The sequence below is a fragment of the Advenella incenata genome (assembly GCF_004217095.1).
GTDB lineage: Bacteria > Pseudomonadota > Gammaproteobacteria > Burkholderiales > Burkholderiaceae_B > Advenella > Advenella incenata.
Genome location: NZ_SHKO01000003.1, coordinates 377,310 through 389,712 on the forward strand (window position 1 = coordinate 377,310; position 12,403 = coordinate 389,712).

13 protein-coding genes are annotated in these 12,403 nt (G+C 55.0%); 6 read left to right on the top strand and 7 right to left on the bottom strand.

Annotated elements, in window-relative coordinates:
* Positions 1-7: 7 nt before the first annotated feature.
* The 5 genes from EV681_RS17930 to EV681_RS17950 are packed head-to-tail and all read right to left on the bottom strand — an operon-like array spanning position 8 to position 5,405.
* Positions 8-2,113: an acetate--CoA ligase family protein gene (locus tag EV681_RS17930; protein WP_130304771.1), complete on the bottom strand. Its 2,106-nt coding sequence runs from the start codon at positions 2,111-2,113 to the stop codon at positions 8-10.
* A 14-nt stretch (positions 2,114-2,127) separates the two neighbouring features.
* A complete protein-coding gene (locus EV681_RS17935; protein WP_128394767.1) occupies positions 2,128-3,108 on the bottom strand; it encodes a tripartite tricarboxylate transporter substrate binding protein in 981 nt (326 codons plus the stop codon).
* A gap of 37 nt (positions 3,109-3,145) precedes the next feature.
* Entirely contained in the window at positions 3,146-3,442 is a 297-nt protein-coding gene (locus EV681_RS17940) for a Zn-ribbon domain-containing OB-fold protein (protein ID WP_242612310.1), read from the bottom strand.
* Between the two features lie 56 nt (positions 3,443-3,498).
* Positions 3,499-4,644 (bottom strand): thiolase family protein, encoded by a 1,146-nt coding sequence (locus EV681_RS17945; RefSeq protein WP_130304773.1) that lies wholly within the window; start codon positions 4,642-4,644, stop codon positions 3,499-3,501.
* Positions 4,645-4,655: 11 nt separating this feature from the next.
* Complete coding sequence (locus tag EV681_RS17950; protein WP_128394764.1) at positions 4,656-5,405, bottom strand: IclR family transcriptional regulator; 750 nt, start codon at positions 5,403-5,405, stop codon at positions 4,656-4,658.
* 204 nt (positions 5,406-5,609) lie between these two features.
* Between EV681_RS17950 and EV681_RS17955 the strand changes: the two genes are divergently transcribed.
* The 6 genes from EV681_RS17955 (at position 5,610) to EV681_RS17980 (ending at position 11,413) form a co-directional block, all read left to right on the top strand.
* Positions 5,610-6,377: an SDR family NAD(P)-dependent oxidoreductase gene (locus tag EV681_RS17955; RefSeq protein ID WP_130304774.1), complete on the top strand. Its 768-nt coding sequence runs from the start codon at positions 5,610-5,612 to the stop codon at positions 6,375-6,377.
* A 10-nt stretch (positions 6,378-6,387) separates the two neighbouring features.
* A complete protein-coding gene (locus EV681_RS17960; protein ID WP_130304775.1) occupies positions 6,388-7,584 on the top strand; it encodes an acyl-CoA dehydrogenase family protein in 1,197 nt (398 codons plus the stop codon).
* A gap of 73 nt (positions 7,585-7,657) precedes the next feature.
* On the top strand, positions 7,658-8,623 hold the full coding sequence (locus EV681_RS17965; RefSeq protein WP_242612311.1) for a phosphotransferase family protein: 966 nt from the start codon (positions 7,658-7,660) through the stop codon (positions 8,621-8,623).
* Positions 8,607-8,984 (top strand): DUF6285 domain-containing protein, encoded by a 378-nt coding sequence (locus EV681_RS17970; protein WP_130304776.1) that lies wholly within the window; start codon positions 8,607-8,609, stop codon positions 8,982-8,984. The genes EV681_RS17965 and EV681_RS17970 overlap by 17 nt, the downstream gene beginning before the upstream one ends.
* Before the next feature lie 13 nt (positions 8,985-8,997).
* On the top strand, positions 8,998-10,653 hold the full coding sequence (locus tag EV681_RS17975; protein WP_130304862.1) for an AMP-binding protein: 1,656 nt from the start codon (positions 8,998-9,000) through the stop codon (positions 10,651-10,653).
* Positions 10,654-10,717: 64 nt separating this feature from the next.
* Positions 10,718-11,413 carry a TetR/AcrR family transcriptional regulator gene (locus EV681_RS17980; protein WP_128394759.1) on the top strand — a complete coding sequence of 232 codons (696 nt, stop codon included), beginning with the start codon at positions 10,718-10,720 and terminating at the stop codon, positions 11,411-11,413.
* Positions 11,414-11,463: 50 nt separating this feature from the next.
* Here EV681_RS17980 and EV681_RS17985 read toward each other — a convergent pair whose 3' ends face one another.
* Together EV681_RS17985 and EV681_RS17990 are read right to left on the bottom strand one after the other, a co-directional pair.
* The gene (locus tag EV681_RS17985) at positions 11,464-11,739 is read right to left on the bottom strand and encodes a GNAT family N-acetyltransferase (protein WP_128394758.1); all 276 of its coding nucleotides are present in this window, start codon (positions 11,737-11,739) and stop codon (positions 11,464-11,466) included.
* 61 nt (positions 11,740-11,800) lie between these two features.
* Positions 11,801-12,217, bottom strand: a complete 417-nt coding sequence (locus EV681_RS17990) for a hypothetical protein (protein WP_242612312.1) — start codon at positions 12,215-12,217, stop codon at positions 11,801-11,803.
* Positions 12,218-12,403: the final 186 nt, after the last annotated feature.

Consider the following 12,403-nt stretch of genomic DNA (forward strand, 5'->3'; position numbering starts at 1 on the left):
AAATCAGTCAGGCAAATTCGACTAGTGCATCGACGGCGATCACCCCCAGGCCTTGCGCTCGGATCAAGACTGGGTTGATGTCAATTGATCGGATGCTGGCAGAATGGGTCAGGGCAAACTTGCCCAGCTTGACGACCAGTTCGGCAAAGGCCTGCATATCTGCAGGGGGATCGCCGCGTACACCCTGCAGCAACGGTGCAATTTGCAATGTGCATAGTTTGTCCATGACATCGTCTATGGAAAACGGTGGGATCAATACGAAAACGTCCTGCAGCGCCTCAATATATTTGCCGCCCGTGCCTGCCATGATCACCGGTCCGAATACCGGATCCATATGTACACCCGCGGCAAATTCAAATAAGCCGTTTTCCATCGGTGCCACAACCCAGCGTTTGTCCCTGATTCCCAGTTTTTCAAGCGTTGCCCACTGCGAGTCAAAAACCTCACGAACTTTCGCTTCTGAATCGATCGCCAACGCTACCAGGCCATGCTCTGATTTATGCGGTATTTTTTCCGAACATGCCTTGATGACAACCGGGCGCTTGCAGGTTTGCCAATAGGCAACGGCCTGGTGAGCGTCGGTGCAGCGTATATAGTCCACAACGGCAACACCCGCGCTGGCGAGCACGTCCAGACTATCGGCTTCACTCAGGATCGATCCTGCCTTGCCGGGTGCAATGGGTTTGCCAGGGATAGCCGACCAGTCGGCGGTGTTGCGCGTCAGGCTAGCGTGAAACCGGTGGGCGGCAGCAAGCGTACTCATTGCCTGTGCTTCATCGTCAAAAACCGGAATGTTTTTTGCCCTGAATGCCTGTGCGACGGCGGGCTGCCAGGCCACCACCACCACCGTTTTTTTTGAATCTGACACAAAATTTTCGGTATCTTCGGCAAAGGTCGCGACATCGTAGCCGCGACCGGCAACCGGAATGTCGATGACGAAACTGTCTGCCTTTGGATCATTGCCTATACACGAGAGCACCTGTCCGAAAAGCCGATTGTTTGACAATAGTGCCGCGGTGATATCGACCGGGTTGCGGGTCGTCGCAAAGGAGGACAGATGCATGGACAGCTTGTTTTGGGTCGCGGCGGTCAGAGGGAGAACGCGCAGGCCGTTGTCTTCGGCTGCGTCTGCGGCCAGAACGCAACTGGCGCCGGAGTTGCTCACGATCACGGTCTGGTTGCCGGCAGGCAGCGGGCTGCGCAGGACAAACTCGGCATAGCGCACCAGCTCATGAGGATCGCCAGCCCGCAAAATGCTGTGCTGCTCGAAGAAAGCATTGATGGTGCTGTCCTGATTGGCCAGCGCTCCCGTGTGAGAGGCCGCCGCTTGCGCACCCGATGGCGTATGGCCGGACTTGATTGCGATAAGGGCAACGCCACGCTGTTTTGCCAGGGCAGCGACGGCAGCGAGTTCTGCCGCGTTCTGGAGCGACTCCAGGTACATGAGAATCAATTTGATGTCAGGATCATGCAAGGACGCCATGGCCAACTGACCTACGGTTATATCCGCTTCGTTGCCGGTGGCATGCACGTGGCGCACACCGATGCCCCTGTTGCGCAGCAAGCCGTAGATCATGGCGCTCATGCCGCCACTCTGGCTGATCACAGAGACAGGCCCGTCACCCGGTTCGATCTCCAGAAACATGGTGGAAAAACACGCAATCGCGCCATTGCCGAAATTTGCCAATCCTTGTGAGTTGGGGCCAACGATACGCATGCCTTGTGCGCTTGCCAGGCTGCTCATGCGATCCTGCAACAGCTTGCCTTGCGGGCCGGTCTCTGAAAATCCGGCGGTAATGACAATGGCAGCGGATACGCCCAGTTCGCTGCATGCCTTGACCGAATCGACCGCTGCCTGGCCGGCAACCGCAATGATGACCAGCTCCGGGACCTCGGGCAGATCTTGCACGGATCCCCAGGATTTTTCTCCCTGAATGATGTCACGGGTTGGATTGATCGGGTATATTTTTCCGGTGTATCCATGCTTTTTCATGTAATAAACCGGCCGCCCGCCAATCTTGTCCGGATTGTCGGAGGCGCCGATGATGGCAACCGAGGAAGGATTGAGCAATGCCGCCAGGGAGGGATCACTTTGATACAGGAGTGTTGTCATTACGTGCCTTTGGGTCAGTTAACGGTTGCGCCGGAAGTGTTGACGACGTCTTTCCATTTGCTGATTTCTTCAGATAGATAAGTGGAAAACTGTGCGGGACTCAGCCATCTTGCGTCAAAGCCCTGGGCTGAAAAAGTCTGTTGGACTTGCCGATTGGCCAGAGTCGACTTTAATGCCGCACTCAATTTGTCAGTCACTTGTACTGGCGTTCCTTTTGGCGCCAACAGACCGTTCCATGCGGTAGCCGAGTAGCCGGCAAGGCCGCTCTCGGCCACCGTGGGTATGTCCGGCAGTACGGCTGACCTGCTTTGACCGGTTACTGCGAGCGCCTTGAGCTTCCCGTCTTTGATATAGGGCAAAGAAGATAAAAGGGTGTTGAACATGACATCGACCTGTCCCCCAATCAGATCCGTCATGGCTGGCGCACTGCCTTTGTAGGGCACATGCACCATCGTGATTCCGCTCATTGAGTTAAATAGCGCCGCAGACAGATGGGTGGACTGTCCGTTGCCGGATGAAGCAAAAGTCAGTTTTTTATCGGCTTTTTTAGCCAGACGGATCAGGTCCTGTATATTGTTGGCGCCCAGATCGCTGCGGGTGACAATGACCAGGGGACCTTCGGTCAGCAGGGTAATCGGCGTAAAGCTCGTGCTGACGTCGTAATTGAGCGCCCTGAACAGTGATTTGTTGATTGCATGCGCCGTGGTACCCAGCAATAAGGTATAGCCATCAGGTTTGCTCCTTGCGACCAGCTCAGCCCCAATATTGCCACCCGCGCCGGCCCGATTGTCCACCACGATTGTCTGCTGCAGCTGCTCGCCCAGGTTTTTGGCAACCACACGGGCCACGATGTCTGTGGGACCGCCGGGCGGGTAGGGTACAACCAGCGTAATGGGCTTTTGCGGCCATTGGCCCTGTGCCATCACCGCTGCAGGCAGACAGAGCAAGGCGGCCAGTGCAATACGGAAATGCCTTTTTGCATTTGATGTTTTCATTGTCTCTTCCTTTCTATATGAATGATCCCGCTATTGGTCAGGATTCAGGTTGTGCGTTTTGCTGATGCCGGCTGAACCGGATGAATTCGGTCGTGGATGCAGATTGCACGCTGCCGATAACGAGATCACCGACGGCGAGCTCGGTATCTGCCTGTCCCATGACGGTTGGCCCCTCGTCAAGCGTGACCAGTACAATGGTGTATGGGGCCAGCGCACGCCAACGAGCATCCGGCGCACGAGTGACGACTGAACAGGCTTTGACTACCCCCACACCTTTGCTTTGCAGATCGTGCAGTTGCGTGTTGCCGCAGGTTGCGCATGCAAACGGATGCAAAGACCAATTGCTGCCGCAACGGCTGCAGTGTTTCAGCATTAAGCAGCGTCCCGTCGTCATGCTGTTTCTCCCGTAGCCCGAAGGATCAGGCTGATATGCGAGGACAGGACACCGCCGTCAGCATGGATGAATGCCTGCTTTTTGCGTGCTATCTGTCTGTCCTTGGCCCGTCCTGCCAGTTGCGCCCATGTTTCGGCAATATGCGCCATGCCGCCGGCAACGCCCGAATGGCCGAACGAGAGCAGACCACCGTGGGTGTTCAACGGTAATGGCCCATCTGTGGAAAATTTTCCCTGTCGAACATCGTTGGCCGATTGCCCACGTTGTGCAAACCCCAATTCCTCAAGCAATATTGCGAGCGTGATCGTGAACGAATCGTAAATACCCAGGTAATCAATATCCTTGCGACTTATCTTTGCGTCTGCCAGCGCCCGGGTCGCGGCTGCGGCCGCGCCGGTATCGTAGATATCGCCAATTCTTGACAGATGCTGATGCTGATGGGCCTGACCTGCGCCCGTGATCGCTACGGGACCCGGCCTGGCGCTGACCAGAATGGCGCAGGCGCCATCTGAAATCGGGCAGCAGTCCAATAACTGTAATGGCGATGAGATGGGTTTGGATTGCAGGACATCGTCAACAGTAATGGCGTTCTGCAGGTGGGCATGGGGATGGGTCGAGGCATGGTGTCGCATGAGTACGGCAAATTCGGCCAGGTCGGCTTTTGTCAGCCCGGTCCTATGCATGTACTCGGAAGCAAGCAAGGCATAGTAGGTGGGCACCGAGGCCCCACAGGGCACCTCCAGGTCTGCTTCGCCTACCTGTGCCAGTGTTTGCATGGACGAGTCCGTGCTTTGCCCGGAAAGCCGGTTCTCGCCAGCTACGACCAGGACATGCTGACATCTTCCGGACAGGATCAGTTCCCGGGCGAGCATCACCATGGCAGCGCCTGTTGCGCCACCCAGTTGCATGCCATGGGCATAAGCAGGATTGAGGCCCAGCTTTTCAGAAAGCAGTGTTGCCAGCATCAGATGAGGAAATGTCGTGGCATATCCGCAGAGCACGCCGTCAATGTCCCGGCGTTCCATGCCGGCCATTGTGAGGCAATCGTTTGCTGCTTCGGCAAGCAGGTCTAAGGTTGTGGAGTCGTCGCGCCTGCCGAATTTTGTGGTGACAGCCGACAGGATATGGGCTTGTGTATTCATTTTTTGCTTCCTTATCTGGCAGGAAAATGCGTTTTTTCAATCAATCTGGCTTCTTGCATCAGGTCGTCTGCAATACTGTTTTGTCTGCTCAATATGCGTTCCGATAACGACGCCAGGCTCAACGCAGCAATGGCCGTGCCGTCCGGTGCCCGGATGGCAACACCGATCCCACCCATTTGCTTGACCACGACGTCGCACAACACCGCATATTGCTGCTGGCGGCAAAGCGCGATTTGCGTTTTCAGCATGGACTGGTTGAACATGGGATAGCGTTTGTCTATCTGTTCGTGAATGCATGGCAAATACATCTGTTGTTGCGCATCGCTCAGGGCGGCCAGCAGCACCAGACTGCCGGCACCTACGCCAAGCGGACGACGGCTGCCGATCTCAAGGTAGTTGGCGCGTATCGGATAGTCGCCCAGACAGGTATCCACGCACACCGACTCCCAGTTGCTTGGTATCGACAGGATCAGCGAGTCGCCATATTTCCTGGCCATGCGCACCAGGGCAGGGCGGGCCAGTGCGCGGATGTCCTGGCGCGCGACCATGGCATGATGCATTGCGTAGATTTCCCGGCCCAGGGTGTATTCCTTGGTTTGCGGTTCCCGTTCCACGAAATCCAGCTTTTCCAGATCTTTCAGGATGCGCAGCACGGATGAAATATCCAGATCGGTGAAACGCGCAATGTCGGTCAGTTTGCAAATACGGCGGTCTGACAGGCAGGATAGTATTCTGCAGATTTTTTCGGTTGCGGATGTCATTGCGGTTGCCGTTGAGTCATGAAATTGGGGTCATATCACAGTTGTGGCATACCTTATTCCTCTAGTTGCCTGGTGTAAATGTGCATCGCACAAAACTTTTGCCAGGCAAAAGTCTGGCAATCTATTAATAAAAATAAATAGAACGTTTGTTATATTTATTGACTTCATTTCATATGCAATTTATATTGGGGCCAGGAGACATCTATGACAAATCTGTTAAATCTGGATGGGAAAACCGTATTGGTGACTGGCGCCGCCGGTGGCCTCGGGACACATTTTTCTGAAACGCTCGGTGCGGCAGGAGCGCGGGTAGTGCTCGCGGGACGCCGTCAGGCGCCCTTGCAGGCCCTGTCCGGCAAACTCACTGAACTTGGCATTGAAAATCTGCCGGTGGTGATGGACGCCACCGACCCTGATTCGGTCTGCGGGGCATTCGATCAAATACACCGCGTGTTTGGCATTGTGGATGTTGTCGTGTGCAATGCGGGCCTGGGAATCAATAAGAAATCCCTGGCATTGTCGGTCAACGAATTTATCGAGGTGATCGATGTCAACCTGAAAGGCAGCTGGATCGTTGCCAATGAAACGGCCAGGCGTCTGATCGCAGCCGACCGGCAAGGCAGTGTGATCATGATTACCTCTATTCTGGGGCATCGCGTGGCCGGGGCAGTGCTGCCCTATACCACATCAAAAGCGGCACTTGAACAAATGACTAAAGCCCTTGCGCTGGAGTGGGCTCGTTATGGCATCCGCGTCAATGCACTGGCGCCGGGTTACATCCTGACCGACCTGAATCGGGATTTTTTCGAGTCGCAGGCTGGCAAGGCCCTGATCGGCAGAATTCCACAGCGACGTCTGGGGCAGCCGGATGACTTGACGGGTGCCTTGCTGCTGCTGGCGTCTGACTCATCAAACTATATGACTGGCAGCTGTATCGTTGTCGATGGCGGCCATTTGCAATCATCTTTATAGGGATAAAAAATTGGATTTCACTCTATCGGAAGAAACAGAACAGCTGCGCGTGAAAATCAGGCGCTTCGTTGACGAAACATTGATTCCGCTTGAAAAACAGCCGGACTCTTATGATGAACATGAAAATATCGCCCCTGCGCTGTTAAAGACAGTCCAGCAACAGGCGCGCGCCCAGGGCCTGTGGTCATTGCAAATGCCGCTGGCCAGAGGCGGGCGAGGCCTGAGCATGGCGCAAATGGCGCCGTGCTATGAAGAGATGAATCGGTCCCTGTTCGGGCCGGTCGTGTTCAATTCGGCAGCACCTGACGACGGCAATATGATGGTGCTTGAAAAAGTCGCAACCGAAGCGCAGAAGACACGGTGGCTGCAGCCTATCGTCGATGGCACGGTCAGATCATCATTTGTGATGACAGAGCCGGCGCCCGGTAGCGGGTCCGATCCTTCCATGATGCAAACCACTGCGACCCGTGAGGGGAACGACTGGGTGATTCGGGGGCGCAAGCATTTTATTACTGGCGCCGGTGTGGCATCCCATTTCATTCTTATGGCAAGAACCTCGGATGACAGTCGCAAGGGCCTGACTGCCTTTTTGTTTCACCGGGATGACCCTGGCTGGGAAATCGCTCGCCGGATTCCCATTATGGGGCCAGAGGAGCATGGCGGACATTGTGAGCTGATATTTGATGGCCTGCGGATTGCCGACGAGAATCGTTTGATGAACGTTGGCGATGGTCTGAAGCTGACGCAAATCCGCCTCGGGCCAGCCAGACTTACGCATTGCATGCGGTGGCTGGGGCTGGCCAAGCGTTCGATGGAAATTGCCACGGACTATGTTTCCCATCGTGAGTCCTTCGGCGCAAAGCTGGCAGAACGAGAAGGCGTGCAATGGCTGCTCGGTGAAGCCGCTATGGAAATACAGATCAGTCGCCTGCTGACCATGCATGCTGCCTGGAAGCTGGATCAGGGGGACTTTGCCCGCAAAGAGGTGTCCATGGCAAAAGTGGCAGTGGCCGATACCTTGCATAAAGCGGTTGATACAGCCATACAGTTGTGCGGGGCCCGTGGTTACTCCAAAGACACGCCGCTGGAATGGATCTACCGCTATGCACGACAGGCACGCCTGGTCGACGGAGCCTCTGAAGTGCATAAAATGGTACTGTCCAGAAACCTGCTGCTTGAAGGTAATGATTTCTGGCGCTGGGGTTAGCATGGATATGCAGTCGCTTTCCCGGAAAATTTCAGATGCGATAAAAGAGTGGACGGGTGCGTGCGCAGTGGCTGTGACGGATTTCAGAAAACTCTCCGGGGGCGCGATCCAGAATAACTACAGCATTTCACTTGAAATGACTTCGGGCACGCATCCGGGATCGCATCAGTTTGTGGTTCGCAGCGATGCGCCATCCCAGATTGATGCGTCGCTCAGCCGGGAACAGGAGTTCGCCGTTCTGCGTTGCGCCTGCGAAGCAGGGGTGACGGCGCCGGAACCATTATGGCTTTGCACCGATACGTCATTGATCGGCCATGCTTTTTACGTGATGCGTTGCGCGTCAGGATCCGCCAACGGCCGGCAATTGATAAAGACCTTGACCCAGGAACAGGGCAGAGCCCTGACATACCGGCTGGGTCAGGAACTTGGCCGCTTGCATCGTATCGGCCCCGACCATGCACAACTGGATTTTTTGCCGGTTCCTTCTGCGCCTGCTGCTCAAACTCGAATCGCCGAATACCGGCAGGCGCTCGATCGCATCGCGCAGCCGCATCCGGTGCTCGAATGGGCGCTGAACTGGCTGCAGGACCATGCGCCGGCGGCGTCACCTTTGGTGCTGTGTCATTGCGATTTCAGAACCGGCAACTATATGGTCTCGCAAGGTGAGCTGACTGCGGTGCTTGACTGGGAGTTTGCCGCCTGGAGCGATCCCTATGAAGATCTTGGCTGGCTGTGTGCAAAAAGCTGGCGCTTTGGCAATGTTGCCAGGGAAGTAGGCGGCGTCGGTGACAAGCCCGACCTGTTTGCCGGGTATACCTCTGTGACCGGTAAGCAGGTTGACGCACAAAAAGTCGGCTATTGGGAAATCATGGCCATGGTGCGCTGGTCTGTTATCGCTCTGCAGCAGGGGCAGCGCCATGTGTCCGGACAGGAAATATCACTGGAGCTGGCCCTGACCGGGCGCATGGTTCCGCAAATGGAGTTTGATATTTTATCGCAGTGCCTGAATACGGAAAACGCTTATGTCAAACCAACCTGATGCACATAATCTGCTGGTCACGGCACGTCAGTTGCTGTTGGACGAACTGGTGCCAGTGCTTGATGAACAACATCGCTATGCGGCGCTCATGATTGCAAATGCCATTGGCATTGCCGCCAGGGAGATCGCGCCGCCGGTGGCTGAAGATGATATTGGCAAGGCGCTCGACGCTTTTCTGGCGGGGGTGGGCGCAGACGGCGAGTATTCGTCGGTCAGGGCCGAGGCGGCGCTGGCGCAGCTGATCCGACATCGGAAAATTCCGGCAGACAGGAAGTCTGGTGAGGCCTTAACCGATTTGCTAATGCACCTGACCCGCAGCAAGCTGAGGATCAGCAATCCGAAATTCCTGAATGAAAACTGAGGAAGCAGCGACCATGACCGACGTCTATCATAGTGGTTTGGACAAAAATCCTGCCAATTATTCCAGTCTTTCTCCGGTCGATTTCCTGCGGCGCTCGGCAACCGTGTTTCCTGGCAAGACGGCAGTGATCGATCAGCAGTCATACAGTTATTTGCAATTATATAAACGGGTTGTACGCATGGCATCGTCCTTGTCCAGCATGGGCATCGGCAGAAACGATACGGTGTCCGTGCTTTGCTTCAATACCCTGGAGTTGCTGGAGACGCATTATTCTGTGCCTATGCTGGGCGCCGTGCTCAATACGCTGAATACCCGGCAGGATGCTGCCTCCTTGCGCTATATCCTGGCGCATTGCGAATCCAGTGTATTGATTTACGATACAGAGTTTGAATCGCTGGTCGGGCAGATTATCGATGACCTTGACAAGCCGCCGGCCCTGATTGCAATTGCCCGCGACGGCGGGCCTGCCGTAATGCAGGGGCATCAGCGTTATGAAGATCTGGTCAGTGCCGGGGACGACAGTTTTGTCTGGCAGAAGGTTCAGGATGAATGGGATCCGATCTCATTGAACTACACCTCTGGCACAACGGGCAATCCCAAGGGCGTGGTCTACCACCATCGGGGCGCCTGGCTGTCGGCCATGAGCAATGCCATGGCGTTGAACATGACGGCCGATAGCGTATATTTGTGGACCTTGCCCATGTTCCACTGTAACGGCTGGTGCTATACCTGGGCAGTGACTGCCGTGGGCGGCACGCATGTCTGTTTGCGCAAGATCGATCCTGAACAAATTCACCAAAAAATTGTTGACCATAAGGTAACCCACATGTGCGGTGCACCGGTGGTGTTGAATATGATATTGAATGATTTCAGCAACCGGGGATGGACCATTCCGCTGCCGACGCGTTTTGCGTTGGGTGGGGCGGCACCCTCGGCGACGGTGGTGCGCAAGGGGCAGGAAGTCGGGTTTGATATTTGCCATTTATACGGGCTGACCGAATCCTATGGCCCATCTGCTGTGTGTGTCTGGCAAAACGACTGGGAGACGCTGGACGCTGACGCGCTGGCAGAAAAAATGTCGCGCCAGGGCACAGGGCTGTATGCCATTGATGCGCTTGCCGTGTTGGATCGTACCTCGGCAGAGCCGGTGCCGGCAGATGGCACAACACTCGGAGAGCTGGCGCTGCGGGGCAATACGGTTATGAAAGGCTATTTGAAGAATCCCGCCGGGACACGGGAAGCGTTTGCGGACGGCTGGTTTCGCACCGGCGATCTGGCCGTCATGCACCCCGACAATTATGTCGAAATCAAGGATCGGGCCAAGGATATTATTATTTCAGGAGGGGAGAATATATCCAGCAAGGAAATCGAGGATGTTCTTTACCGCCATCCCGAGGTTTTCGAAGTGGCAGTTGTCGCATTGCCGGACGAAAAGTGGGGAGAGGTGCCCTGCGCTTTCATTACATTGAAAAATGAAGACACTGAGCGCGATCCGGCAGAGTTCGTCCGGTATTGCTCGCAGCACTTGGCTTCGTTCAAGGTACCTAAAAAAATTGTATTGGGGCAGTTGCCGAAAACGGCAACGGGAAAAATCCGAAAGAATATACTCAGGGACCTGGCACGCGAGACCGGCGACGACAGCCCACCGCCTGGAGCAATGCCGCAATAGCTGTTGAATCGGGTATTGTGTCGCTACCCAAATTTGTTCCTACCCCGCCCTTGGTAATCCTGTAATGAAAACTGATTTTGAAAACTTTAAACATGAGCTGAGCCTGACCAAGGCGGAAATATGCCGTCAGCTCTATGTACAACACACCGACATGATCCGGATAAAGAAAGAACATGTGGCCGTCAAGAATCTGATCAGGATTATTGATTCGACCCTGCGTCTGGCGTCCACGAAGGGATTTCACGCGATGACCCTGCGGGACCTGTGTGCAGATTCCGGTTTCAGTATCGGTGGCTTGTATGCCTATATCCGCAATAAAAATGATTTACTGGTTTTGATCCAGGGACACGGGTTTATGTTGACTCGCAGTACCCTGCGCAAGAGTATTCGTGATATAAGCGACCCGTTTGAGCGATTGCGTGCCGCCGTCTCGGCCCATCTCTTTTTAAGCGAAATTATGCTGCCCTGGTTTTACTTTTCATTTATGGAAGTCAAAAGCCTGCCCAAGGCGCAAATGAAAACGGCGATTGCGGTCGAACAGGAAATCGAAGACATTTTCTTTGACATTATCGACAGCGGGGTGCGCGACGGTGTTTTCAGAAGCGATAATGCCAGGCTTCTTGCGTCCATGATAAAGGCGATGATGCAGGATTGGTATCTGAAGCGGCGCAAGCATCGCAATCAGTCGATCACCGTGAGTCAATATGCAGATTTCATCATCGATATGCTGGCCTGCAGTCTGAAGGTGTCGCGCTCTTGAATGGATTGCGCACCTGAACGGATCCCAGCCATTCTTTGTTGCACTTTGGCTCAGGCGCGAAGCGGCTGCAGTTCCGGATGGCGTTGGAAATAGGCTGCCGTGTAGCTACAGACCGGATTGATTTTCCAGCCATTATCGCGTGCCAGATTCAGGGCGAACTCGGTCAGCTGGCCTGCGATGCCTCGCCCGCCGACAGCATCGGGCACAATGGTGTGCAATATATGCATGACCGGGGCTTGCAGCCGATAGTCAATGTAGCAAAGGCTGTTATCAACGGTGGCTTCGATACGGCCCGCTTCGGGCCTGTGAGTGATCTGCAAGGTCATCGGCAATCCTTTTTGATGGGCGGTCGTGAACGCACGGGCGCGGCGACTGCGAAGCAGGGTATTACTGTTTGGCCGTAAGCATCAGGCCCCAGAATATAATCATTAGAACAATACCCAACAGGCATGCGCCCCACAGACCGAGCAACGGCCAGCGAATGCGCAACGGAACCGTTTTGGGGTTGACATGCGCCAGCAGGATGTTGGCATGGCCGGCAAGCCATACGGTGCTGTTGGGCAGAAACAGACGCAAAAAATAATCCAGTAAAATCGCCCCTCGGATTCCCAGCGGATAGCGGTTAAACGGTTGTTGCGTCAGATAGGGGTGTTTAAGCAGTGCATTGGTCTCTTTGAGCGAGACAAACGCCAGATACAAAATAGAGGCAACGGCAATAACAAGACAGGCGACCAGCAGACTCAGGATAAACGGCAGCGCCGTCGCGACATAAGGATGAAACATGGCAGGAAAATAGTATGACAAAAGTGAATGGCGAATCTGTTAATAGTAAGCGAATTTGCCGGTAAGCAGGGTATGCATGGCCCTCAGTGGCGATATTTCCTGCCGGTGCAGGGTGTTTGCAGAATGCAGCTCGCCTGCCGCAGCGACACAGGGCCGCGGGACTGGCAGCAAAAACGGCATCCCGAGCAATGCCGTGTGCAAGGTCTG